At 70.4% G+C, this 24,533-nt stretch carries 22 protein-coding genes; 7 read left to right on the forward strand and 15 right to left on the reverse strand.

The window, feature by feature from the left end; translation table 11 throughout:
- Positions 1 to 28 precede the first annotated feature (28 nt).
- From ACLQ23_RS09255 to ACLQ23_RS09285, 7 genes are all read right to left on the reverse strand, one after another.
- Positions 29 to 721 carry an L-ribulose-5-phosphate 4-epimerase gene (locus ACLQ23_RS09255; protein WP_053652793.1) on the reverse strand — a complete coding sequence of 231 codons (693 nt, stop codon included), beginning with the start codon at positions 719 to 721 and terminating at the stop codon, positions 29 to 31.
- On the reverse strand, positions 718 to 2,424 hold the full coding sequence (gene araB / locus ACLQ23_RS09260) for a ribulokinase (protein ID WP_355628016.1): 1,707 nt from the start codon (positions 2,422 to 2,424) through the stop codon (positions 718 to 720). The genes ACLQ23_RS09255 and araB overlap by 4 nt, the downstream gene beginning before the upstream one ends.
- Before the next feature lie 608 nt (positions 2,425 to 3,032).
- Positions 3,033 to 3,821, reverse strand: a complete 789-nt coding sequence (locus ACLQ23_RS09265) for an ABC transporter permease (RefSeq protein ID WP_355632592.1) — start codon at positions 3,819 to 3,821, stop codon at positions 3,033 to 3,035.
- Positions 3,818 to 4,774 (reverse strand): ATP-binding cassette domain-containing protein, encoded by a 957-nt coding sequence (locus ACLQ23_RS09270; protein WP_425880530.1) that lies wholly within the window; start codon positions 4,772 to 4,774, stop codon positions 3,818 to 3,820. The genes ACLQ23_RS09265 and ACLQ23_RS09270 overlap by 4 nt, the downstream gene beginning before the upstream one ends.
- 34 nt (positions 4,775 to 4,808) lie before the next feature.
- Positions 4,809 to 5,651, reverse strand: coding sequence for a DUF4097 family beta strand repeat-containing protein (locus ACLQ23_RS09275; protein WP_355632598.1), 843 nt, complete (start codon positions 5,649 to 5,651; stop codon positions 4,809 to 4,811).
- 73 nt (positions 5,652 to 5,724) lie between these two features.
- Positions 5,725 to 6,258, reverse strand: a complete 534-nt coding sequence (locus ACLQ23_RS09280; RefSeq protein WP_425880531.1) for a hypothetical protein — start codon at positions 6,256 to 6,258, stop codon at positions 5,725 to 5,727.
- A 62-nt stretch (positions 6,259 to 6,320) separates the two neighbouring features.
- Positions 6,321 to 7,538: an FUSC family protein gene (locus ACLQ23_RS09285; RefSeq protein WP_425880532.1), complete on the reverse strand. Its 1,218-nt coding sequence runs from the start codon at positions 7,536 to 7,538 to the stop codon at positions 6,321 to 6,323.
- 233 nt (positions 7,539 to 7,771) lie between these two features.
- Between ACLQ23_RS09285 and ACLQ23_RS09290 the strand changes: the two genes are divergently transcribed.
- The gene (locus ACLQ23_RS09290) at positions 7,772 to 9,979 is read left to right on the forward strand and encodes a hypothetical protein (protein WP_355632607.1); all 2,208 of its coding nucleotides are present in this window, start codon (positions 7,772 to 7,774) and stop codon (positions 9,977 to 9,979) included.
- Positions 9,980 to 9,982: 3 nt separating this feature from the next.
- Here the strand turns inward: ACLQ23_RS09290 and ACLQ23_RS09295 are convergent, their stop codons facing one another.
- Complete coding sequence (locus ACLQ23_RS09295) at positions 9,983 to 10,738, reverse strand: SDR family oxidoreductase (RefSeq protein WP_355632609.1); 756 nt, start codon at positions 10,736 to 10,738, stop codon at positions 9,983 to 9,985.
- 187 nt (positions 10,739 to 10,925) lie between these two features.
- Here ACLQ23_RS09295 and ACLQ23_RS09300 point away from each other — a divergent pair, with 187 nt between their 5' ends.
- Positions 10,926 to 11,624, forward strand: a complete 699-nt coding sequence (locus tag ACLQ23_RS09300) for a class I SAM-dependent methyltransferase (protein WP_425880533.1) — start codon at positions 10,926 to 10,928, stop codon at positions 11,622 to 11,624.
- Here ACLQ23_RS09300 and ACLQ23_RS09305 read toward each other — a convergent pair.
- Positions 11,574 to 12,146, reverse strand: coding sequence for an adenylate kinase (locus tag ACLQ23_RS09305; RefSeq protein WP_425880534.1), 573 nt, complete (start codon positions 12,144 to 12,146; stop codon positions 11,574 to 11,576). The genes ACLQ23_RS09300 and ACLQ23_RS09305 overlap by 51 nt on opposite strands.
- A 164-nt stretch (positions 12,147 to 12,310) precedes the next feature.
- On the opposite strand from ACLQ23_RS09305, the gene ACLQ23_RS09310 reads away from it, so the two are divergent.
- From ACLQ23_RS09310 to ACLQ23_RS09320, 3 genes are read left to right on the forward strand one after another with little or no spacing between them, the layout of a single operon-like run.
- Positions 12,311 to 13,492, forward strand: coding sequence for an RNA ligase RtcB family protein (locus ACLQ23_RS09310; RefSeq protein ID WP_425880535.1), 1,182 nt, complete (start codon positions 12,311 to 12,313; stop codon positions 13,490 to 13,492).
- Positions 13,489 to 14,094, forward strand: coding sequence for a peptide chain release factor H (prfH, locus tag ACLQ23_RS09315; RefSeq protein WP_355598088.1), 606 nt, complete (start codon positions 13,489 to 13,491; stop codon positions 14,092 to 14,094). The genes ACLQ23_RS09310 and prfH overlap by 4 nt, the downstream gene beginning before the upstream one ends.
- A 39-nt stretch (positions 14,095 to 14,133) precedes the next feature.
- Positions 14,134 to 14,961 (forward strand): PIG-L family deacetylase, encoded by an 828-nt coding sequence (locus tag ACLQ23_RS09320; protein WP_355598086.1) that lies wholly within the window; start codon positions 14,134 to 14,136, stop codon positions 14,959 to 14,961.
- A gap of 36 nt (positions 14,962 to 14,997) precedes the next feature.
- Here the strand turns inward: ACLQ23_RS09320 and ACLQ23_RS09325 are convergent, their stop codons facing one another.
- Positions 14,998 to 16,071 (reverse strand): TolB family protein, encoded by a 1,074-nt coding sequence (locus ACLQ23_RS09325; protein ID WP_355598084.1) that lies wholly within the window; start codon positions 16,069 to 16,071, stop codon positions 14,998 to 15,000.
- Between the two features lie 216 nt (positions 16,072 to 16,287).
- Here ACLQ23_RS09325 and ACLQ23_RS09330 point away from each other — a divergent pair, with 216 nt between their 5' ends.
- Positions 16,288 to 16,620: a putative quinol monooxygenase gene (locus ACLQ23_RS09330; RefSeq protein WP_355598082.1), complete on the forward strand. Its 333-nt coding sequence runs from the start codon at positions 16,288 to 16,290 to the stop codon at positions 16,618 to 16,620.
- Positions 16,621 to 16,807: 187 nt separating this feature from the next.
- On the opposite strand, the gene ACLQ23_RS09335 is transcribed toward ACLQ23_RS09330, so the two are convergent.
- Positions 16,808 to 18,217 (reverse strand): endo-1,4-beta-xylanase, encoded by a 1,410-nt coding sequence (locus tag ACLQ23_RS09335; RefSeq protein ID WP_425880536.1) that lies wholly within the window; start codon positions 18,215 to 18,217, stop codon positions 16,808 to 16,810.
- A 499-nt stretch (positions 18,218 to 18,716) separates the two neighbouring features.
- Between ACLQ23_RS09335 and ACLQ23_RS09340 the strand changes: the two genes are divergently transcribed.
- A complete protein-coding gene (locus ACLQ23_RS09340) occupies positions 18,717 to 19,286 on the forward strand; it encodes a hypothetical protein (RefSeq protein ID WP_355598389.1) in 570 nt (189 codons plus the stop codon).
- A gap of 103 nt (positions 19,287 to 19,389) precedes the next feature.
- Here the strand turns inward: ACLQ23_RS09340 and rox are convergent, their stop codons facing one another.
- The 4 genes from rox to ACLQ23_RS09360 all read right to left on the reverse strand — a co-directional run bounded on the left by rox (position 19,390) and on the right by ACLQ23_RS09360 (position 24,520).
- Positions 19,390 to 20,817, reverse strand: coding sequence for a rifampin monooxygenase (rox, locus tag ACLQ23_RS09345; RefSeq protein WP_355598387.1), 1,428 nt, complete (start codon positions 20,815 to 20,817; stop codon positions 19,390 to 19,392).
- Between the two features lie 422 nt (positions 20,818 to 21,239).
- A complete protein-coding gene (locus ACLQ23_RS09350) occupies positions 21,240 to 21,965 on the reverse strand; it encodes a hypothetical protein (RefSeq protein ID WP_425880537.1) in 726 nt (241 codons plus the stop codon).
- A 453-nt stretch (positions 21,966 to 22,418) separates the two neighbouring features.
- Positions 22,419 to 24,056 carry an MDR family MFS transporter gene (locus ACLQ23_RS09355; protein WP_355598383.1) on the reverse strand — a complete coding sequence of 546 codons (1,638 nt, stop codon included), beginning with the start codon at positions 24,054 to 24,056 and terminating at the stop codon, positions 22,419 to 22,421.
- Positions 24,053 to 24,520, reverse strand: coding sequence for a MarR family winged helix-turn-helix transcriptional regulator (locus ACLQ23_RS09360; RefSeq protein ID WP_355598381.1), 468 nt, complete (start codon positions 24,518 to 24,520; stop codon positions 24,053 to 24,055). The genes ACLQ23_RS09355 and ACLQ23_RS09360 overlap by 4 nt, the downstream gene beginning before the upstream one ends.
- Positions 24,521 to 24,533 lie beyond the last annotated feature (13 nt).

A 24,533-nucleotide genomic window follows, 5' to 3' on the forward strand; every position in this document is an offset into this window, starting at 1 on the left:
ACCTGCGACCCTGATCCACGCTGGACGCTCAGGAGCTCGCCGGTGCGACTGGTTGTTGACCGTAGACGTTCTGGTAGCGGTGATACAGGGCATCGATGTCCGCCTGTGCCATCGGCACCGGCTGACCGAGCGCCCGGGCCAGGTGCGCGGTGCGGGCGACGTCCTCACACATCACCGCTGCCTTGACCGCCGCGCGGGCGTCACGGCCGATGGTGAACACGCCGTGGTTGCGCATCAGCACCGCTGGTGAGCGGTGCCCGGCGAGCGTGGCGACGATGCCCTTGCCGATGTCGTCGCCGCCGATCAACGCGAACGGGCCGATCGGGATCTCGCCGCCGAACTCGTCGGCCTGCGCGGTGAGGTGGCAGGGAATGGACTCACCACGGGCCGCCCAGGCGGTCGCGTACGAGCTGTGGGTGTGCACGACCCCGCCCACCTCGGGCATGGCCCGGTAGACGTAGGCGTGGGCGGCGGTGTCGCTGGAAGGGGCGAGGTCGCCCTCGACGAGAACGCCGTCGAGGTCACAGACCACGATGGTGTCGGCCGTGAGGTCGTCGTAGCTCACACCGCTCGGCTTGATCACCATGAGGTCGCTGCCCGGTACGCGCGCCGAGACGTTGCCGGCCGTCCAGGCCACCAGCTGGTAGCGGGTCAGCTCGGAGTGCAGACGGGCGACCGTCTCACGCAGCTCGCGGATCTGTCGGGTCACCTCGATGGTCATGCGACGACCTCCAACGGGGTCTCGTGAGCGGTCACGGGGGCGCTGTCGGCCGGCGCCTCGGCGGTCCCCACCGCCGCGTTGCGGATCGCCCGCAGGCGGAGCATGACGTCGTTGCCGCCCCGGCCGAAGTGGTCGTGCAACGCCCGGTACTCCGCGTAGAGGGCGTCATAGGCGCGGGCCCGGTCGGGGTCCGGCCGGTAGACGGCCTCGTGCACCTTCCCCATCGCCTGCGACGCCTCGTGCACCGACGGGTACGCGCCGGCGGCGACGGCAGCGTGGATCGCCGATCCGAGCGCCGGGCCCTGCGCGGAGGCGATGATGTTCAGCGGCCGCCGGGTCACGTCGGCGTAGATCTGCATCAGCAGCTCGTTGGAGGTGAGACCACCGGCGATCACCAGGTCGTCGACCGGAACACCGGCTTCGACGAACGCCTCGATGATCATGCGGGTGCCGTAGGCGGTGGATTCCAGCAGCGCCCGGTAGATGTCCTGCGGCCGGGTGGCCAGGGTCATCCCGACGATCATCCCGCTCAGGTCGTGGTTGACAAGCAGCGAGCGGTTGCCGTTCCACCAGTCCAGCGCGACGAGGCCGTGCGCGCCGACCGGTTGGCTTGCGGCCAGCGCGGTGAGGTGCTCGTGCGAGGCGGCCCCGGCCGGGGCGGCGTGCTCGACGAACCAGCCGAAGATGTCGCCGACACCGCTCTGCCCGGCCTCGTAGCCCCACGCGCCAGGGCTGATGCCGCCGTCGACCACCCCGCACATGCCGGCCACCTCGGCGGGTTGCCGACCGTTTACCACGTGGCAGGTGGAGGTGCCCATGATGGCGACGAGCCGACCGGGCTCCACGGCCTGCGCCGAGGCCGCTGTGACGTGCGCGTCGACGTTGCCGACGGCCACAGCGATCCCCTCCGGCAGCCCGGTCCACGCCGCCGCGGTGGCGGTGAGCGTGCCGGCCTTGGCGCCCAGGGGCAGCAGCGGACCGTCCAGCTTGGCCACGAAGTCGCCGAAGCCCGGGTTGAGCGCGGTCAGGAAGCCCTCGGACGGGTACTGGCCGTCCTGGAGGATCCCCTTGTAGCCGGCCGTGCAGACATTGCGGGTCTCGGCGCCACAGAGCTGCCAGACGATCCAGTCGGCGGCCTCGATGAAGCGCTCGGCCCGGTGGTAGACCTCGGGGTCCTCCTCCAGGATCTGCAGGCCCTTGGCGAACTGCCACTCGGCGGAGATCTTGCCGCCGTACCGGCCGATCCACGGCTCGGCCCGCTCATGGGCCAACGCGTTGATCCGGTCGGCGTGCGGCTGCGCGGCGTGGTGCTTCCACAGCTTGACCCACGCATGCGGCCGGTCGCGCAGCTCAGGATCCTCGCAGAGGGGGGTGCCGTCGGCGAACGTCGGCAGCACCGTGCAGGCGGTGAAGTCGATGCCGATGCCGATCACGGCGGCCGGGTCGATCCCCGCTGCGGACACCGCTGCCGGCACGGCGTAACGCAGCACGTCGCGGTAGTCCTGCGGGTTCTGCAGCGCCCAGTCCGGGGGCAGCGGCCGGCCGCTGGGAAGCGCAGCGCTGATCACCCCGTCGCCGTACTCGTGCACAGCGGTCCCCACCTCGGCACCGTCACCGACCCGGACCACGAGTGCCCGCCCGGAGAGGGTGCCGTAGTCGACACCGACGACGTAGCTTTCGGCAGCTCCGTCCACACGGTTCATGTTCACCTCCGCCGTTAACGGGGATAGTGTTAACGCTCACATCCAGCCTCGTCAAGACATCTACCCGCAACAGCTCCGTAACGGAACGCGGAGGCCCCTCCAGGCACGCAGACCGCCAACAGACTGGGGCAAAGCGCGGAATTCCGGCATTCTGGGGACATGCTGACGGGTCGGCGGCCCCGTAGGGGCCTGCCTCGACGACGGCACCCTCCCCGACGGTCCCGGGACGAGTCGCCCGCCGTCGACCACGATCGCGAGGCGGACGTCCGAACAGGAGCGACTGCCGCCAGGCCCAGTGTCAGCGATAACATCATCGGGCTTCGAGGTCCTGTGGTCGGATCTCTGGATCGACCGACAGGTCACCACACTGCCCAGGATCAAGCGCTCCGGCGGCCAGCGGCGGCCCCGCCCGGCCGACTCGGCAAGACGTTGTTATCGATAACATTTGATGTTTGGTCGAACCCGTTCCGAGGGCCGACGCGAACCACGTCCGCGCCGGCAGCCCGGCCCATCGGGGCCGGGCTGCCGGGTGATCGTGCGGGCCGCCTCCGTTCGCGCCCCGCCTCGACCGGGGACCGCGCCGCGAGTCACGACGGGTGCGTGTCGGGTCAGGCGCTCGGGTCGCGGTTGTACAACGCCCTGGCCCAGAAGAAGCAGACCACGCTGATGGCCGCGCACCACGCGACCGCCTCGATCGCGTTACTGCCGATACCGGTGCCGAAGAACAGGCCGCGCAGGGTCTCCATGACCGGGGTGAAGGGCTGGTGGTCGGCGAACCACCGCACCGGGGTCGGCATCGAGTCGGTGGGGACGAACCCGCTGCCGAGGAAGGGCAGCAGCACCAGCGGCATGGGCAGATTGCTTGCCGTCTCGACGCTCTTGGTGACCAGGCCGAGCGCGACAGACAACCAGGTGACCGCAAAGGTGATCATGGCGAGGACGCCGACCGCGGCGATCCACTCGATCGCCGTGGAGTTGGGCCGGAACCCGACGAGCAGTGCCACCCCGGTGACCGCCGCGAGGCTGAGCAACGCCTGGACCAGGCTGCCGAGCACGTGGGCGGTGAGCACCGACGGCCGGAAGATCGCCATGGTACGGAAACGGGCGATGATGCCTTCGGTCATGTCCATGGCGACCGAGATGGCGGTGCCCTGCGCCGCGCTCGCCACGGTGATGAGCAGGATGCCCGGGGTGACGTAGTTGGCGTAGTCGGCGCGGTCGCCGGAGGGCCCGAGGCCGGCGCCCAGGGTGCCGCCGAAGACGTACACGAAGAGCAGCAGCAGGATGACCGGGATGCCGACGAGCATGAGTGTCAGCGACGGGTAGCGCCGCATGTGGAGCAGGTTGCGCCGCAGCATCGTGCCCGAATCGCGGGCGGCGAGGGTGAGGGTGCTCATCGCGCCATCGCCCCTTCCTTGTCGGTCTGGCCGGTGAGGGTGAGGAAGACGTCGTCGAGGTCGGGGGTGTGCACGGCGAGGCCGGCCACGCTTATCGACGCGCGGTCGAGCTGGTCGAGGACTGAGCGCAGCGATCCGACGCCACCGTCGCTCGGCACCTGAAGGGTGAGCGCCGCGTCGTCCCGGGTCGCACCGGCGAACGTACGGGCCGCCGCGTCGAGCCCGTCGTGGTCGGCGAACCGCAGTACGACGTGCCCACCGGGGATGAGCCGCTTGAGCGCATGCGGGGTGCCCTCGGCGATCAGGCGGCCGTGGTCGAGGAACGCGACGCGGTCGGCGAGGTGGTCGGCCTCCTCCAGATACTGCGTGGTGAGCAGGATGGTGACACCTTCGGCGGAGAGGTCGCGGATGATCTGCCACATGGAACGGCGGCTACGGGGGTCGAGGCCCGTCGTGGGCTCGTCGAGGAAGATGACGCGGGGGTCGCCGACAAGTGTCATGGCGAGGTCGAGCCGCCGTCGCATGCCCCCGGAGTACGTCGCCGCCGGCTTGTCCGCCGCTTCGACAAGGTCGAACTGCTCGAGCAGATCGGCGGTACGCCGTCGACCTGCCGCCCGGCCCAGGTGACACAGGTCAGCCATGAGGCGGAGGTTCTCCCGCCCGGTGAGCAGGCTGTCGACGGCGGAGAACTGGCCGGTGACGCCGATTAGCGCGCGGACCGCGTCCGGCTCCCGGGTCAGGTCGTGGCCGGCGATGCGGGCCTGGCCGGCGTCGGCGCCGATCAGGGTGGACAGGATCTGCACCGTGGTGGTCTTGCCGGCCCCGTTGGGACCGAGCAGCGCGAAGATCGTTCCCGCGCGGATCTCCAGGTCGATGCCGTCGAGGACCACCTTGTCGCCGTAGGACTTTCGCAGGCCGCTCGCGACGATCGCGGGCTGGGTTGGCACGGTCATGGCTCCTCGATTCGTGTCCGGTGTCGCCCGGCGGTCAGGCACGGCGGATCATGATGTCGCCGTAGGAGGTGTTGGCCCGGATCTCGACGGTCTCGTCGGTCTCTGCCGGGCTGTCGGTAGTAGAGAGCGCGTTGTGGACCCGGCCGTGCCGGGAACCGACGTCGAGCCACGCGGCGGTCCCCCGCCGGACACCGACCTCGATGGCCCCATACGAGGTCTGCAACTCCACGGACCCGCGGGCGACCTCGCCGAGTCGCACGTTGCCGTACGCGGTGCGTGCCGTCACCGAGGCCGCCGACTTGTCGACGGCGATGTCGCCGTGTGCGGTGTTGATCCGGATGTCTCCGCCGCCCCGGCCGATCCAGCAGTCGCCGGAGGAGTTCTTGATCTCGGCGGTGCCGCCGACCTCGCCGAGGCGCACCTTGCCGGAGGACGCCTTCACCCGGGCGGGGCCGTCGACACGTGTCACTGTGACCTCGCCGTGGTTGGTGTCGATGTCAAGCGGCCCGGTCTCGTCGAGTCGGATCGCGCCGCCGGTCTTGACGTGGCACTCGCCGAGCCGGCCCTCACCGCGGAACGCCGCCCACGACGCCTCGGCGTGCATCCGTGAGCCGGCCGGCACCTCGATGAGGACGTCGACCGAGGGCCCGGGGCCGGGGCCGTAGCGGCGCCAACTCTTCGGCACCCGGATCGTCAGTCGGCCGGAGGCGTACTCGATCGTGGTCTGTTGGGCGGCGCTCACGTCGGCCTTGCTCGACGGATCGCGGGGCCGCACCTCGACGACGGTGTCGGTGCGGTCGGACGCGGAGATCCACGCGTCGCCGACGGGCAGTTCGACATGCACGTTGATGGGCTCGGGTGTGTCGAAAACAGGCATGGTGGTCTCCCGGGAGGATGCCAGCGGCGTCGCCGCTGGTGAGCGGGGTGGAAAGAAAAGGAGGACGGGTGGGTCAGCGCGCCCAGCCGGTGAAGTGCTGGCCGGCGCGGGGCTCCGGCCGACGGGCGGTACGACGGTTCGCGTCACCGGCCCCGACGGCAGCGGCGACAGCCCGCACCAGCCAGGCGTTCACCGACAGCCCGGCCCGGCCGGCGGCCTCGTCGACGCTTGCCTTCAGATGGTCGGGAAGGCGCAGGTTGATCCTCGACGTGCCGCCGTCGTCGCCGTCCGGCGGCAGCACGGGCGCCGGCAGCGTCGCCGGCCCGGACTGCTCGGTCTGCTCGGCCGGATCGCTTGTCGGCGGGTTGGCCGGTGTCACCACGAAGTCGGGGTCGCGCCCGCGCAGCCGGACGTGCACCGACCCCGGAGCGAGGTCGCGGGTGATCTCGTCGGCGGCGTCGGACAGCGCCTCCAGCAGCGTGAGGTGGGTCGCCGCCTCCAGTTGCGCGAAGAGCCGCTCGGCCAGCACCCGGCTGTCCGGGTCGACGCCCTCGGCGGCGACGGCGAACTCGTTACGCAGGTTCTCGACGTACGGCCTCAGATCCATGACGCCATCATGGCACCACTTTGGCTCAGCATGCAACACCTTCGGCTCAGCGCGATGCCACTTCACTCGCCCGCATCGGCAGCACCGGGCCGGACCAGCTCTCCGAAGGCACGCCTGACCAGCCGATTCGCCGCCTCCTGAGTCAGCCCGGTCGCCACCAGCAGATCGCTGACAGTCGTTCGGACCTGTGCCACCACGACAGCACCGGAGAAGCCGACCCCCTCCCGATAGGCGTCACCGGCCCTGCACACCGCCCGCAACGCCTGCACCCGCGCCCGCTCGGGTTCGTGACCGGCGGCGAACTGCTGCTTGAGCAGCCGGACCGCCTCGGCCAGGTCGGTGACCGCCTGCGACATCGGCGCCGGAACCGGCTCACCGTCCTCGATCAGGCTCACCGCCCGGCGGATCAGCGTGCCGGTGTTGCGCATCGCCCTGTCGATCGGTTCCGCCGCCCACGCGTACCGACCCACCGGCCCGCGCCGCTCGTGCCAGTGCACCGGCGACAGGGTGCTGGCCTCCCGAGCGCCATGGGTCGCCTCGACGAGCGCGCTCACCTCGTCCTTGTTCTGCCGCAAGGCCGCCAGAGCGGTCCGGGCAGGGCCGGCGTCGCCGTTGGCCAACGCTCCAGCGGTGGCGTCGAGCTGCGTGCTGAGCAGGGCAAACGCCGGCCGGGCGGCCCGGTTGAGCACACGCAGCGGATTCAGGGGCAACAGCACGGCGGTGACCAACAGCGCCACGCCACCCCCGATGAGCGCGTCCACGAAGCGGGGGATCTCCAGGTCCCGCACGGAAGGGCTGAGGGTCGCGATGAGCACCGCCGTCGCGCCGGCCTGGATCACCACCGCGGCGCTGCCGACGAGAAAAAGCGCGACGAGGACCGCCAGCACGACGATCAGCACGAGCTGCCACCACCCGGTGCCCACAACGACCAGCAGCAGATTACCGACGAGCACCCCCACGGACACCCCGATGATCAGCTCGACGGTGCGTCGGAGGCGTTGGCCGACCGACGCGGCGAGGGTCGACACTGCGGAGATCGGCGCGAACACCGGCTGGGAGACGTGCAGGACGTCGTGCGCCAGCAGCCAGGACAGCGCGGCGGCCAGCCCGGCCTGCAGGGCCAGACCGCCGATGGCGTGTACCCGACGCAGACGGTCCCGCAGGGTCGCCACCGCACGCTCGCGGAGCCGGGCGACCGTCGCCGCCCGGCCCGCCCACGCGGAGTCGTCGGTACGGGTCGGAGCGCCCCCGTCCGTTCCAGGCCGACCGTCAGCCACCATGGCGGCGGCTACCCGGGGCGGCCCGACTCAACCCTGCCCGCGGCACTACGGACCGTCGCCGCCCGGCCGACCGGACGTCCCGCACCCGCGCGGCAGGGCAACACCACACGAATGGGTTCGCCGAACCGGGGTAGACCCGGGTCCGCCACACCGGTGGCGGGGCGTCCCCGGCCCGGATCGTCGGCCGGGCTGCCGGAACGCCTCGGGGGGCGATGGCGGATGGATCAGCACTGTTGAACGGGCGCGACACCTCCGGCGACATCATCGAACTGCGAGTGCACGGAGTCTCCGGCGCCGGAGCCGACCAGATGCTGGGTCTGCGGCAGTCGGCGCAGGTCGCCGGCGACCGCAGCGGGGGCTTCTTCCGGATACGCCCGTCCGGACCGGCACCGGAGGGCGTACCGGGCGTGACGCTGGAGGCGTACCGCTGGGGTGACCTGCCCTCCGGGACCGTGGCCCGGACCCTCGGATTGGTGTTCCTGCTGCCGTTCATGCTGGCCAACGTGGCGATCTGGATGCGCCCCGCGAAGCCGGGCTCGGAGGCGGTGGTCAAATCCCTCTGCAGGGTGCTGGCACTGATGCTCACCGTGCTGTACGTGTTGGCCGTCGCGGGCGTCGCCCTGGACCTTGTCGCCTGGAAGTGCCTGACGTCACCCCGCTGCCTGGCCGGGCGAAGCTGGCTGTCCTGGCTGAGCGGGCAGCGGGTCGGGGTGCGGCTGGCGGTGCTCGCGCTGGTCCCGGCCGCCGCGATCGCCCTGGTCTGGCGGCTCAGCAACCGGCCCGGAAGAACGTTCGAGGCGTTCCGGGCACCCGACGAGGAGCTGGGCGGGCATCGGCTCAGCGCAGTCGGCAAATGGGACGCCGAACCGCTTGTGGGGCGGCTCCGTTCGGTACACGTGGCGGCGGCGTTCGCGACGATGAGCACCGTCCTGCTCGCCGCCCGCGCCGCGAGCAGCGCCTCAGCCGTCACGCTCGCGCTGGTGGTCGCCACCGGCGTGGTCCTGACCGCCTGTGTGGGCCTGCTGTGCACCCCCGCGCTGATCGACAGGGCCCCGACAAACACCCGACTCGACACGATCACGCGCACGCTGCGGACCATCGCCGTCATCCTTGCCGTCCTAGCGGTGATCCACGTGCTGACCAGCCCCGAGCCATGGCAGGAGGGGCGCGCGCTGCCCGGCTACGAGGCGATACTGGCAGGGCTGTGCATCGCCCAGACGACATTGCTGGCCGTGTTCGGCGGGGTCCTGCTCCGGCACCGGGACCGCCAGAGCGACGGCAGTCCGCTGTTCGGTCTGGGAGCGCTGGCCATCTCATCCATCTCCATAAGCATTGCGGTGGCGTACTCCTCGGAGCTGGTCTACCGGGTCGCGGACTTCCTGGACCGCAACCTGCCGACCGGGGAGGGCCTCGCTGCCGGCCCGCCCGGGGCGTACACCTGGGCGATCTTCGGGTTTTTCCGGACCGTGCTGGTCACGACGGTCGTCGCCGGTTTTGTCGTGGTGCTCTCCCGCCCTGGCCGGAACCGCGCCGCGGCGGCGGTCGTCGCACGTGACTACCCAGATCGGCCGGCGGAGGCCCTGCCACGGCTGCGGCAGGTACGCGACGCGATAGCCAAGGCACGGTTCACCGAGAAACTGGTGCTGTTGGCAGTCGTCTTCGCCTGCCTCACCGGCGTCGGCATGGCCACCACCACCATCGGCCTGCTGGGGGTGTTTCCCAGCCACGTCGCCGAAAGGTACGTGGGAGTGCCCGCCGACGTGATCACCTTCGGCATCGCGCTCGGCAGTTGGAAGATCGCGGCGGTCATCCTCGCCCTGATCATCGGCGGAATCTTCGCGTACCGAACCGTCCCGTTCCGGCGGCACGTCGGTGTCATCTGGGACCTCGGCACCTTCTGGCCCCGGGCCGCCCACCCGTTCGCGCCACCCTGCTACGCCGAACGCGCCGTGCCGGAGCTGACCCGACGAATCACCTACCTGGTCGAACGCGGCGACAAGGTGCTGCTCACGGGGCACAGCCACGGCTCGGTCCTGCTCGCCGCGACAGTGCTCCAACTGCCGCCACGGATCGGCGCCCGCGTCGCGCTGCTCACCCACGGGTCACCGCTGCGCCGGCTCTACGCGCGGCTCTTTCCCGCGTACATCGACGACGCGGTGCTGCGCGATATCGGCGAGCGAATCGGCTGGCGGTGGGTGAACCTGTGGCGCGACACCGACCCGATCGGCGGCCGGATCCTCCCCGCAGACGCGTCACCTGAAGACGACAGCGACCCGGCGGCCACAGTGGATCGTCGACAGCGGGACCCCATCGACGTGGTGACCCCGCCGGGCGACAGCGTCCCCCCACCGATCCAGGGGCACTGGCCGTGCGAGTCCGACGAGCACTTCACCGACGCGGTACGGGAGTTGGCGCACCGCCTCGGCGGGCCCTCAGCGTGACGGTCAAGCCGCGTTCGAGGTCCGGGCGCGCCACTCGTCGAGGCGCGTGCCGGCGATGCGGGCGCCGTCGACGGGGACGAGTGAGCGCTCCTCCAGCTTGCTGCCGAAGTAGCGGGCGGCGGGGTCGGTCACCACCGAGCGGCGGTCGTCGCTGGCAGTGAGCACGGACCGGCCCAGTTCATCGAGGCGGAACTGCTCCGGGCCGGCGATCTCGACGACGCCGTTCGTCGGCGCGCCCACCACGACCGCCGCCACCCCGGCCGCGACGTCGTCGGCCGCCATCGGCTGGATCAGCACCGGCGCCAGTCGTACGGTGTCTCCGTCCGTCGCGGCGTCGACGATGCCCTGAACGAACTCGAAGAACTGCGTGGCGTGCACAAGCGAGTACGGCACTCCGGACCCGGCGATGAGCCGCTCCTGCGCGACCTTCGCCCGCATGTACCCGCTCTCCGCAAGACGGTCGGACCCCACGATCGAGAGTGCCACGTAGTGCCGCACTCCGGCGGCTGTCGCGGCGGCGAGCAGGGTCCGGGTGGACGTCTCGAAGAACTCCAGCGCGGCCCCGCCCTCGAGCGACGGAGAGTTGGAGGTGTCGACCACCACGTCCGCACCGGCGAGCACGTCGGCCACTCCCTCGCCGGTAAGCGTGTTCACGCCGGTCTTCGGTGACGCCGCCACCGCCTCGTGGCCTTGCTCACGGAGATCGCGGACGAGCTTGGAGCCGATGAGGCCACTGCCACCGATGACGACGATCCTCATGATCGAACCACTCCCTGTCCTTCAGGCGTCGGATCGAGCCGCTGTACCGGAACGGCGCCCAAGGGGCCGATTCCAGCCTACGTAGCTGCGCGTCACCGAGGCGCAGAGATCAGGCGTCATGATTGCCGTCGCCGAAGCGCCTGGCTGGCCTGCCGATGGCGGGGGCCCGCTAGCCTGCTGATGGCGGGTGGTCGGCGACACGGGGGCCGACACCCACACGCAGCGGGAGGTCGACGTGGCCGCAGTGTCCCATCCGGTGTTCGCCCGGGTCTACGAGCGGCTCAGTGTGGCGATGGACCGCGCCGGCCTCGACGAGTTCCGCCGGGACGTGGTCGCCGGCCTGTCCGGCCGGGTGATCGAGGTCGGCGCGGGCAACGGTCGGATGTTTCCCCACTACCCGCAGGGCGTCACCGAGGTCGTGGCGGTCGAGCCGGAGCCACGGCTGCGGGCCGCCGCCACCCGGGCGGCAACGACAGCGCCGGTGCCGGTCACCGTCGTCGACGGCCTGGCCGAGGCGTTACCCGCCGGGGACGGCGAGTTCGACGCGGCAGTCGTCGCGATGGTGCTGTGCACAGTGCCCGACCAGGCGGACGCGCTCGCCGAGATCGACCGCGTGCTGCGCCCCGGCGGTCAGTTGCGCTTCTTCGAGCACGTTGCCGTGGAAGAACCCGGACGGCTGCGCCGGATCCAACGGCTGTGCGACGCGACGGTGTGGCCGAAGCTGTTCGGCGGCTGCCACACCGCTCGCGACACCACCGCCGCCATCGGCGCGGCCGGGTTCACCATCGGGGAGCTGCGGCGCTTCCGGTTCCCGGCCACCAGTTCCAGCCCGTCCTCACCCTGCGTTCTCGGCCGGGCGGTCAAGCCGGGGCCGGGCCGGCGCTGAGGGCAGACCGGTCAGCCAGGCGTCCAGGGCCGCAGGGCTCTGGAACAGCAGCACCGGCGGCGCGATCGGATCGCTCTGCCAGGCCCGCATCCGCCGTCGCGCCCTGCCGAACGCGCCGACATGCCAGAGCAGGATCGAGTCCCGGGACAACACGCTGCCCAGCGACTCCCGATTGCCGTTGCAGATCACCTCGCGTGTCACGAGCCGGCGCAGAGTCCGGCGCAACGACCGCCAGAACGACAGCCACCGCGGATAGTCCAGGCCCACCACCAGGTCGGCGCGCGCAAGGGGTACGTCCCGCCACCCGTGGTAGGCACCATCGAGGATCCACGTGTCCCGGCGACAGATGGCCTCGATCCGGCTGCGCTGTTGCTCGACCGGCACCTCGACCCAGCCCGGCAACCACAACTGGTCGTCCACCGGATACCACGGCAACCCGAGGCGCTCGGCCAACTGCTGCGCCAGCGTGGTCTTGCCGGCGCCGTACACCCCGTAGACCAGGATGCGCCGTGGTGCGCTCATCGCGGAAGCGTACGCGCGAAAGTCGGTTGCCGCCGAGGACGGGTTCGGCCAGAGTGCTCCCCATGACGTACTGACGGACACCACCGCACCGCACCGGGCCCCCGAGGCCGACCGGTGCCGTACCGCCGTCTGTCCCTTGCGTTCTCAGCGAGAAGTGAGCGTCGTTGTCTGAGCACCACTCCCCTGGGGAGTCTCTGCCCCTGTCCACATCGGCCACCGTCACCGTGTTCGCCTCCCCCGCGAGTTGGATCGAGTCCGACGCGCTGGAGCAGTGCCGTCAGGTGGCCGCCCTCGACGGAATGATCCACGTTGCCGGCATGCCGGACCTGCACCCGGGCAAGGGTGCCCCGATCGGCGCCGCCATGGCGTCGAGCGTGCTGTACCCGCACCTGGTGGGATCCGACATCGGGTGCGGCATCGCCGTGTTCCCGTTCCGGCTCAAGCGCGTCGTACCGGAACGGCTGGCCGCCCGGTTCCCCGACCTCGACCGTCCGCTCGACCCGGAGCAGGACGCCGACGACAGGGCCTGGGACGTCCTGCGCGGTGAGGTTCCCGCAGGTCACCTGGACGGGCTCGCAACGGTCGGTCGCGGCAACCACTTCGTCGAACTCGCCCGCGTCGACACCGTCCTGCACCCGGGCCACGCGAGCCGCCTCGGGCTCGACGCCGGTGACCTCGTCCTCATCGTGCACAGTGGTTCGCGCGGTCTGGGCGAGCGGATCCTGCGGGCGCACACGAGCGTTCACGGTGCCGGCCCTGCGCCGGACCCGGCCGCCTACCTCGCCGCGCACGACGACGCCGTGCGGTGGGGCTCCCTCAACCGGCGTCTGCTGGCCGCCCGGGTGGCGCACGCCCTGGGGGCCGCGCCGACCGAGCCGATCGTCGACCAGTGCCACAACCTGGTCGAGGTCCGCGACGGGGTGTACCTGCACCGCAAGGGGGCCGCACCCGGTGACGGCCGCGACGTGCTCATCGCCGGTACGCGGGGCACGGCGTCCTACCTCGTGGCCGCGCACGCCGGGCCCGACGCCAACCACTCCGTGGCGCACGGCGCGGGCCGCAAGATGTCCCGCGCCGACGCCCTGCGCCGGGGCCGGGCCAAACACACGGTCGAGGAGTTGCGTCGCACGCCGGTGGGGTCGCTTGTGGTGTGCGGCGACCGCCAGTTGCTCTTCGAGGAGGCTCCCACCGCGTACAAGCGGATCGAGCAGGTGATCGGTGATCTGGTCGAGCACCGGCTGGCCACACCTGTGGCCACCACGACTCCGGTGATCACCTACAAGACGCGGGCCGCAGGGGCCACGCCACGACCGGACAGCCAGCGCCGCGGGCGGGGCCGATCATGAGTACGCGGCTGCTGCTGTCCAGCGGGCACGGCCCGCAGGAGTGCGCCTGGGCGCTGGCCCGGTTGCTGCGCCGGCTGGAGGGCGACGCCGCCGGGCGTGGCCTGACGGTCCGACGGGTCGAGGTGGTGCCGGGCAACCGGGCCGGCACCTACCGATCGGCGTTGATCCAGATATCCGGTGCCGACGCCGAGGCGTTCGCCGCCTCCTGGACGGGCAATCTGTGCTGGCAGGCGCCAAGTCCCTACCGCCCAGGCCACGGCCGGAAGAACTGGTATGTCACAGCGCAACCGCCGCCGGGTGACGCCGGGGCGACGACGTTCACGGAGGCGGACGTCGACATCGTGCCCTGCCGCACCGGCGGCCCCGGTGGGCAGCACCGGAACAAGGCGAGCACCGCCGTACGCGCTACCCACCGCCCGTCGGGGCTCGTCGTGGTGGTGGACAGGGAGCGGCAGTTCAGCCTCAACCGCGCCATCGCCATGCGCCTGCTGCGGCAGCGCATCGAGGCCGGCGACGAGGCGGCCCGGCGGGCGGTGACCACCGCCCGCTGGCGCATCCACGACGAGGTGGTGCGGGGCGACCCGGTCCGCACCGAACGCTGATGTCCCGTTCCCCGGCGTCGATCCCCGTACGCTTGTGGCATGGCTGAGCGATCCCTGACCCTGATGGCGGTGCACGCCCACCCCGACGACGAGGCCACCAGCACCGGCGGCGTCCTGGCCCGATACGCGGCCGAGGGAGTGACGACGGTTCTCGTGACCTGCACGGACGGCCGGTGCGGTGACGGGCCCGGCGGGGTGAAGCCCGGCGACCCCGGTCACGACCCGGGCGCCGTGGTGGCGATGCGCCAGGCCGAGTTGGAGGCCAGTTGCGCGGCGCTGAAGGTCACCCACCTGGAGACCCTCGGCTACGGCGACTCGGGGATGATGGGCTGGCCGAACAACGACCAGCCCGGCTCGTTCTGGTCGACGCCTGTCGCGGAGGCGGCGGACCGGCTGGCCGAGTTGATCCGCCGGTACCGACCGGACGTCATCGTCACCTACGACGAGAACGGCTTCTACGGTCACCCGGATCACATCCAGGCCCACCGCATCACCATGGCGGCCGTCGCGCAGACCGACGTTCCCGCGAAGGTCTACTGGACCACTGTGCCCCGCACCGCGTTCGAGGACTTCGGCCGGATCATGAAGGAGCTGGGCATCGAGTGGGCCGACCCGGACCCGTCGTCGCCCGAGCCAGCGCTCGGCCTCCCCGACGACGAGATCAGCACCTGGGTCGACACGAAGGCGTACGGCGACCAGAAGTTCGACGCCTTGGCGGCGCACGCCAGCCAGACCGAGAACATCTTCTTCCTGCAACTGGGCCGGGAGCGCTTCACCGAGCTGATGGGCGTCGAGACGTTCGTCCGCGTGCGGGACACCACGAACGCGCCGCTGCCCGAGGACGACCTCTTCGCCGGCCTACGCTGACGGTCCGCTCCGCTCACCCGTCCGTCCTGGCCACGGTCAGATCCGCGCGCCGGGGACCAGCAGGTTCACCAGCCTTGGGAACGTCGTCACGACACGCCGGGCGCCGTTGTGTGGGTCGACAACCACCAACTCGGTGGTGGTTGTCGTCATGCGTTGCAGGACAACGCCCTCGGGCACCACGCCTCGACACAGCTCCGCGCTCTGCCCGGGCACGGTCCGCACCTCGATCCCGGCGGTGGCCGCTCCGGTCTTCACGTCGACTCCCAGCAGCGTCCCCTGCCCGCTCTTCGAGGGGGCGTGCACCCAGATGGTCGGCGGGCTCCCGCCCGCGTACCACAACGCCAACATCGGAGGCGCCGTCTCGGTCATCTCCTGCCTGCCCACCGTCAGCCTCCGGGTCACGAGGGTGGCGATGTCCGTGAGCTTGACTGTCATCTCCGACGCGTGGTCGGTTGGCACCAATTCGTACGTCGCGATCTCCCTGCCGTTGATGAAGCCCGCCTCGGCGCTGATGGCTGAGGTGCGCATGTCGAGCTGTCGCACCTCGCCGTCGGGCAGGGCCATGACCGCGTAACCCCGGCCGTCCATGTCCGGCTTCATGAAAAGCGCCGACCGGGCGTCAGTCGACCACACGTCCAGCTCGTACTCGTTCGTGACCTCGTGCTCGGCTGTCCCCGTCAGGTCCCGCACCCGCCACCGACCGTCCCGTCGGTCGGCCAGCCAGCGTCCGTCCGGCGACAGGGACAGGTTCAGAGGCCCGACCCCCTCAGGCGTACGCCCGACGCGGAACTGCTCACCCGATACGGTGACCACGTAGACGTCGTGGCGCTCGAACGTCGCGCCGGTCGGGTCGAGGTCCTCCGGGTCGGTCTGCTGGTGGTAGATCAGCGCACCCCGGCCGACGCCACGGTCGGTGGGCAGGTCCACCGCCTGGGCCGGCGGTCGCACCTGCGCCGGCAGCGTGGAGAGGACCGGCTCGAACTCCGCGCCTGCCGCGGGCGTCGGGGCCTCCCGCTGCGTGGCGACCCCCCACACCACCACCCCGATCGCCGCCAGCACGACGAGCACCGCGCTCACCGCGGCGGCCCGCCGCCACCCCCGCTCCGGCACCGGATCTGTCTGCTCTGGTGGAGATTGCTCTGGTGGAGATTGCACCGCGCGACCCCCCGTCCCGGGCGCTTGTGCGCCCAGCACAACTAAACGTGGGCAGGCCCGCCTATCAACCCTGCGGCACTATCCGTCATCGAAAAATGCCCCGGTCGTGATCAGGTCCTCAGGGTGCGGCGAGCCACTGCCGACGCGCCGCGCGCTGAGTAGCCTGGTGCCATGATCTTCATTACCGCCAAGTTCCGGGTACGGCCCGAGCACGCCGACCAGTGGCCCCAGATCGCCGCCGCGTTCACCGAGGCGACCCGCGCCGAGCCAGGCTGTCTGTGGTTCGACTGGTCCCGCAGCCTCGACGACCCGACCGAGTACGTCCTGGTCGAGGCGTTCCGCGACGACGAGGCCGGCGCGGCACACGTGCAGTCGGCGCACTTCCGCGCGGCGCAGGAGGACCTGCCGCCGCACCTCGCAGAGACGCCGCGCATCGTCAACACCACAGTGCCCCAGCAGGACTGGTCGCTGCTCGGCGAGATGGCCGTTCCTGAAGGGCGCTGACCGGGGCTCACCACCCGGGCTCGCGACTTGCTCCGGGCTCGCGCCGGTGTTCTGGCCGGAGTCGCCGTTCAAGGCCGCATCGGTGCTTTGGGACCTGGAGGTACGTCGAGCCGGCGCCCAGGGCGGGCACCGGCTCGACTGTGGTCCTACCGCTGGCCGTGTCCGTTGGCGCAGCGCACTTTGATGATCAGCTGGCGGTGCAGGTGGGGGCCAGGCCCGTGGCGGTGCCCGTGCCCTGGAACCCGAACTCGGTCACCTGACCGGCAGCAAGCTGACCGTTGTAGTCCACGTTCGTGAACCGCACCGAGCCGCTGCTGCCACTGGCCGTGGCCGACCAGGTGTTCGTCACGCTCGCCCCAGCGGGCAGCGTCAGCGCGACGTTCCAACCCCTCGTGCCGGACGAACCAGCTGTCACCTTCACGTTCGCCACGAACCCACCGGTCCACGAGTTCACCGTCACCGACGCCGAGCACCCACTCGGCCCGGGCGGAGGGGTCGTCGGGTTCGGCGGAGGCGTGGTCGGGTTCGGCGGCGGGGTCGTCGGGTTCGGCGGCGGGGTGGTCGGGTTCGGCGGCGGGGTGGTCGGGATGGGCGTACCGCTGTTGAGGGCGTTGAGGACGGAGTCGTACGCCGCCTTCTTGTTGCCGTTGCAGTCGAACAGCAGGGCGTTGTCGGACCCGCGCCACGAGTCGCAGTCCCGTACGCCCCATACGGTGATGCCGGTGCAGCGGGTGACGGCCAGGCAGGCGCGGGTGACAGCGCCGAAGATGTTGGCCTGGTTGGAGCCGGTCATGACGTCCAACTCGGTGATCTGCACATCGACGCCCAGATCGGCGAAGCGTTGCAGGTTGGCCTGATAGTCACCGGCCAACGTCGTACCCAGATGCGACTGGAAACCCACGCAGTCGATCGGCACCCCACGGGACTTGAAGTCCCGCACCATGTTGTAGATGCCCGTCGACTTCGCGTTGATCCCATCGGTGTTGTAGTCGTTGTAACACAACTTCGCACCCGGATCCGCGGCCCGCGCAGCCCGGAACGCCGCCTCGATCCAATCGTTGCCGGTGCGCTGCAGATTCGAATCCCGCCGCCCACCACTGCCACCATCGGCGAACGCCTCGTTCACCACATCCCAGGCATAAATCTTGCCCCGGTAGTACGAGGCCACCTGCGTCACATGGTTGATCGCCGCACTGCGCAACGCACTACCCGACAAACCCTGCGCCCAACCCGGCTGCTGCTGGTGCCACAACAACGCATGACCCCGCACACTCATACCGTTGGCCTGCGCATGACTGACCAGACGATCACCACCGCTATAGCTGAACCGACCCTGCTGCGGCTCGGTGGCATCCCACTTCATCTCATTCTCAGCCACCACACTGTTGAACTCACGGTTCAGAATGTTGACGTACGTGCTGGTGGAGAGCTTGCCCGTGGCGACCGCGGCACCGAAGTAGCGGCCCTTCTCGGCTGCCGCCGTGCGCAGGGTCGTCCCGGCGCTTGCGGTCGGAGCCAGGGCCACCATCGTGGCGGCGGTCAGTGCGCCGGCGACGGCGAGGATCACCGTCGCCCGCACGGCTTTCTTGGGTTTCATGTCGAGTCCTTCGTGGAGGTTGCAGCGGTGGTGGTACCCGACGTCGCTGCCGGCGTCGGTTCCGGGATGCCCCGGGGTGGATCGCGCTCACGGCCGGCTCGCGCCGGCGTTCGATCACAGTGAATTCCGGGCCGGTCGTCCTGCGACGGTTGGCAGGCGCGATGCGCCGCCGTGTGGCCGGCTGCTGCTGCTGACACGGTGCTGATGCGACGTCCGCATGCCCTGGGGGGACGTCTGATCGTGAGGTACGACCAGCGGGCTCGCCCGGTGAGTCACAGCTGCTGTCGTCCTCGACATCGACTGTGAGCGATAACATGCCGTTCGTCAAGTCGTAACGAAGGACATCTATCAAGCCACCGCAAACGGGCTGCTGACCGCCCTGTTACCGGTAACAAGGCATCCCAGCGCTGCCCTCACCGGCGGTCCGCCGTGCCCTCGGGCAGACCGGACCGGGTGATCCGAAGGATCGGCGCAATTGATCGGCAGGCATCATGTCGGCGTGAACTCAACCCTGGCAGCCCTCCTCGGCTCCGCGATCACCGCCTTCGCATCACTGCTCGTGGTCCTGGTGCACTCTCGAATGAGGCGACGGCACCAGGAACGGGCCGACCTGCAACGGGCGTACGTCCTGATCCTGTCCGGCGCCCTGCGACTCGCGCACAAGGCCGAGGCGTTGCGGCAGACCAGGTACTGGCGTTCGAGCCTGCCGGAGGCGGGCAACGAACTGCTCGCGGGGCACAAGCCGCTGGGGCCCATGGCGCTGCACGACTGGCTGGCCCGGGACATGGCCACTGTGGAGAGCGCCTGGTCGCAGATCTGGACCCACGGCGACCAGGACGGCATCGCCCTCGCCAACGGGCTCATGACCGCGTTCAACGGGGTGATGGTCGCCGCCATGCAGTGCAGCGGCACCGAACCGTTCGAACCGTCCGACGAGATGACGATCGCCAGCCGTCGCCTCGGCGAGGCACGTCGGCAACTGGCTCTGCACGCCCGCCGGGTCGCGAAGCTGGGCCCCCGCGACGTGGACCTGTTCACCGATCGGGAGTACGGCCTCGCGGCGGGCTGACAGCACGTACCGGAGATGCTGCGCCTCGGCGGCGCCGGCTGACGACGGCTGCCCGTGTCAGCAGGCGGCTGCGCCGATGGTCCGTGTCAGCCGGCGGTCCGTGTCAGCCGGCGGCTGCGCCGAACCATCGGGGTAGCTGCTCAGTCAGGTCCTGCTGGTCGTCACCGGCCCAGGCCACGTGACCGTCCGGCCGCAGCAGCACCGCCGGCGCGTCCACCTCATCGCTGACATCGACGACGTGGTCGACCCGGTCCGCCCACCCCGCGGCCGAGAGCCGGCCGGTCTGGTCGAGCAACAGGCCGCGCCCGCCGTGCATCAGCGCGTAGAGCCGACCCCCCTTCAGACGTACGTCCCGCAGGTGCCGGCCGAGCAGCTCGTGCCCCGCCCCGAAGTCGTAGTGGACCCCGATCGCTGTGACCTTCTCGATGAGGTGACGGTTCACGTCCTCGAAGTCCATCAACTCCGCCAGCAGCCGACGTACCGCCTGGGCACCCGGCTCGGTGGACAGCAACTCCATCTGGGCCCGGGTGTTGTCCAGTACGTCGGCGGCGACCGGGTGCCGTTCGGCGTGGTAGCTGTCCAGCAGCCCGTCCGGCGCCCAACCGTTGATCTCGGCGGCCAACTTCCATCCCAGGTTGAAAGCATCCTGGATGCCCAGGTTCAGCCCCTGCCCACCGGTCGGAGGGTGAATGTGCGCCGCGTCGCCGGCCAGCAGCACCCGACCCGTCCGGTACCGCTCGACCAGCCGGGTGCCGTCACCGAACCGGGACAGCCAACGCGGCGAGTGCACGCCGAAATCAGTGCCGGCGACCGCCCTCAGCTGCCGCTTCACCTCATCGAGGGTCGGCGGCGCGGACCGGTTCTCCGCCAACCCCTCAGCCGGTACGACAACGCGGTACGCCCCCTCCCCGACGGGCCCGAGGCCGAACCGGAGCTGCGTTTTGCGGACCTCGGCCACCACACTGGCCACCGTCTCCGGCGGCACCCCCACCTCCATCTCACCGAGCAACGTCTCGACCCTGCTCGGCTCACCGGGAAAGCCCACGCCGAGCAGCCTGCGTACCGTGCTGCGACCCCCGTCGCAGCCGACCAGGTACCGCGAGCGCACCTGTGCGCCGTCGGCCAGCTCGACGGTCACCCCGTGCTCGTCCTGACGCAGTCCGACCACCTCACAGCCGCGCCGCACCTCGACGCCGACTTCGACAGCGTGCTCAGCCAGCAACCGGTCGGTGACGGGCTGCGGAATCCCCAGCACGTACGGGTGGGAGGTGTCCAGTCGACCCGGCGACGGCTTGGTGATGGCGGCGAAGAAACCACCCACCGGAAACTGCCGGCCGAGCGCGAGGAACCGCTCCAGCAGCCCGCGCTGGTCCAACACCTCAAGGCTGCGCGCGTGCAGGCCGAGCGCGCGAACGTACCTGGTCGGCTCCTCGTCCTTCTCCAGCACGAGCACGCGTACGTCGTGCAGCCGCAACTCACTCGCGAGCATCAAGCCGGTCGGGCCCCCGCCAGCAATGATCACGTCAATCATGAAAGGCATTCCCCCATTCGCCACTGTTGCGTCCGCGCCAGCCGTTTCAGCGCGATCCGCCCGGCACACGTCGCCCTCGTTTCCGCAGGCTGCGGGCCTCGGCTGGGAGATTCTGCGGTACGACCCGGGTCTTGCCGCAAGACCCCGGGTGCGGTATATGTTGAAAGTGGCAGGGAGTGCTGTCCTTACCTCCTGCGGCCGGATTTGCTCAGCCCACCCCTTTCGGTCGGCGCAATGCCCACCTCCTCCGGTCGGCGCAACGCCCCCTCGATCGGCGCAACGCCCACCCTTTTCGGTCGGCGCATCGCCCCCTCGATCGGCGCAACGCCCACCCTTTTCGGTCGGCGCATCGCCCCCTCGATCGGCGCAACGCCCACCTTTTCCGATCGGCGCAACGCCCACCTTTTCGGTCGGCGCATCTCTCAGCCCGCGACGCCCTTTCCGCTCGTCGTGTCCCACCGCGACGGCATCCCCGCCCCAACGTGGCGCGGCGATCGAGGCGGCGCAGCGCCATCGGGGCATGGCCCACGCGGCGACAGAGCGATCAATGCGTCCGAGCCGCCAAAAGGCGAGATCAACACGGGCTCCTTGAAATCGGGGTATCCCGCCATCAAGGACACCGCGATTTCAAGGAAGCCGAGTGGATCTTCGCCGAAATCTCGGCAGGTGAGAGAAACTGACCAGCAGATGGGAAGACGCTGCGTCAGGCATGCGATCCGCGCATGAACCCATTCGGCGCGACCTTCCGAACGCGTCATTTCGCCGGCATCGATCGCCCGGCTCACGCGTCGGCGGACCCGCACAACTGCCGCCTCAGAACAGGCAGCCAGGCCCACACGCCAGCAACACGCCAGGAACGCCAGGCCAACCGCCAGCAACACGCCAGCAACGCCAGGCCCCACGCACCAGCAACGCCAGGCCCACGCGCCAACAACATGCCAGCAACGCCAGGCAACGCGCCAGGAACGCCAGGCGCCAGGCAACGCCAAGCGCCAGGCAACGCCAGACAAGCAGGCGTCGTACAGCGCGGCCTTCGTACCCGCGTGGTGCGCGACGGTGGCGACGTCCACGCCGGCGGCGGCGGCGAGCGACGACGCCGCCGACAATTCAGCGCCCGCCAGTGCGGCAAATGTCGAGGTGCACAGCACCGAGCGGCAGAAGCACCAATAGCGGCAGGAGGCGTCGCGTGCGCTCGAGGAACGCGGCGGGCATCGGCGGTTCCCTGCCGGCGAGCGACCATCGGAGCCACCACATCTTCGAGGCAGTCGGCCCACCGAAGCGGCGCTCCGGGCACCAGCGGCGAGATCAACACGGGGTCAATGAAATCGGGGTGTCCCACTGCCAGGGACACCCCGATTTCAAGGAAACCGAGTCGATCAATCACGGCCGTCCCGGCCAGCAAGAGTGAACGACCGGGATATGGGATGACGACCCTCTGAGGTGCACCCCGCTCGGGCACGACGACAGGGGTGGGTCACAACGGTCGTGAGGCGGCGTACGTCAGGCCTGGCAGCCGATCTGGCTCGCTACCGTGGCACCGGGGCCGCCACCATCGAAAAACGGTGGCGGCCCCGGGTTCACTCATTCGCGCAGGTCCGACGTCAGCGCCGGCGCGTCGGCTCCTTCGACGTGTCCACTACCGATGTCTGGTCGAACGCGGGAGCACCGTCGACCGCGTCGGCTGCCACTGCCGTTGAGGTGGCGGCGTCCGGGAGGTCCAGGCTGGTCCGCAGGGTGACGGGCCGGAGCAGGAGCGCGGCGATGACACCGACGACCGCGATGGCGGCGGAGATGAGGAAGATGTGTCCGGTCGCGTCGCCGTACGCGGCACGGACGATCTCCTGCACCCCCTCGGGCAGGGCGGTGATGTTGAGGTTGCTGCTGCCATCGCTGCCGGCGGTGGGGATTCCGGCGGCTGCGAGGTCGCGGGTGATCTGGTCGCTGACCCGGCGGGCGAGGATGGCGCCGAGTACCGACACACCGATCGTGCCGCCGAGGGACCGGAAGAACGCGACGCTGGAACTGGCCGCGCCGATGTCCTTGAGCGAGACCGTGTTCTGCACGGCGAGGACGAGGTTCTGCATTGTCATACCGACGCCGGTGCCGACGATGAACATCGCGACGCCGACCAGGACGAGCGACGTCTCGTGGTCGACGGTGCCCAGCAGCGCGAACCCGGCGACGAGGATGATCGAGCCGGCGACGATGTACGGCTTGATCTTTCCGCTCTTGGTGATGAGTCGTCCGGCGATGATGGAGGACAGCAGTACCCCGGCCATCATCGGGATGGTGAGCAGGCCCGCCTCGGTGGGGCTGTAGCCGCGGCCGATCTGGAAGTACTGGCCGAGGAAGACGGCGCCGCCGAACATGGCCATGCCGACCGCGAGGCTGCCGAGGATGGCCAGTGCTGTGGTGTGCTGCCGCACGATGTCGAGGGGGACGACGGGCTCGCTGGCCCGCGACTCGACCCAGACGGCCATCGCGAGCAGGATGACCGCCCCGCCCACCATGGCCGCGGTCTGCCAGGAGACCCAGGCGAACGAGCTGTCGACGAACGAGATCCAGATCAGCAGTACGCTCACCCCGGCAGCGATAAGGCTGGCGCCCAGGTAATCGATCTTGACGTTCTCGCGTCGCGCGGTCGGCAGGTGCAGGGTGGCCTGGAGCAGGATCAGCGCGATGGCGGCGACCGGCACGCCGACGAAGAAGCACCAGCGCCAGCCGAGCCATGACGTGTCGACGATGAGGCCGCCGAGCAGCGGGCCACCCACGGTCGCGACCGCCATGACGCCACCGAGGTAGCCGTTGTAGCGGCCCCGCTCACGCGGCGGGATCATGGCGGCGATCGCCACCTGGACGAGGGCCTGAAGGCCACCGACCCCGATGCCCTGGAACGCGCGGGCGGCGATCAGTTGGCCTGCGGTCTGCGAGAACCCGGCGATGACCGAGCCGAGCAGGAAGACCACGATGGCGACCTGGATCAGGACCTTCTTGTTGAACAGGTCGGCCAGTTTGCCCCAGATCGGGGTGGTCGCGGTAGCGGTGAGCAGGGTGGCGGTGACGACCCAGGTGTACTGGGTCTGGGAGCCGTTCAGCGCTCCGATGATCTTTGGAAGGGCTGTGGAGACGACGGTGCTGCTGAGCATCGCGACGAACAGCACGAGCAGCAGACCACTTAGCGCTTCCAGCGTCCGCCGATGGGTCATCGGCTCAGCGCCGGTCATGGTGGGTGCGCTCATCGCGCGGCCTCCAGGTTGTCGTGGTTTCCGAGGGCAACCTCGATGTCGCGGGCGAACCGGCCCAGGGCGCCGCTCAGCGCGTCGACCTCGTCGGGAGTCCAGTCGGCCAGCGCACGGCCCAGCACGTCGCCGTACCAGCCGAAGCTCTCGGCCAGGGCGGCCCGGCCTGCGGGTGTGACCGCGAGGAAGCTCGCCCGCTTGTCGGACGGGTCCGGCCGGCGCTCGACCAGACCGTCCGCGACGAGTGCCGCGATCGAGCGGCTGACGGTGGACGGGTCGAGCCGGGTGCGCTGGGCCAGCTCACGGGCCTGGCAGTTGCCGGAGAGCTTGTCGATCTGCATGAGCATGCCGAGCAGGCCCGGCGCGACGGCCTGCCCCTCGTCAGCCCGGCGCTGCTTCAGTAACCGGACAGTCCGCACCAGGTCGTACAGCCGAAGGCCGAGCTCCCCCGCGGTGCTGTCCACGCCCTGCCCCTCA

Source organism: Micromonospora sp. DT41, assembly GCF_049841715.1.
Taxonomy (GTDB): Bacteria; Actinomycetota; Actinomycetes; order Mycobacteriales; family Micromonosporaceae; genus Micromonospora; species Micromonospora profundi.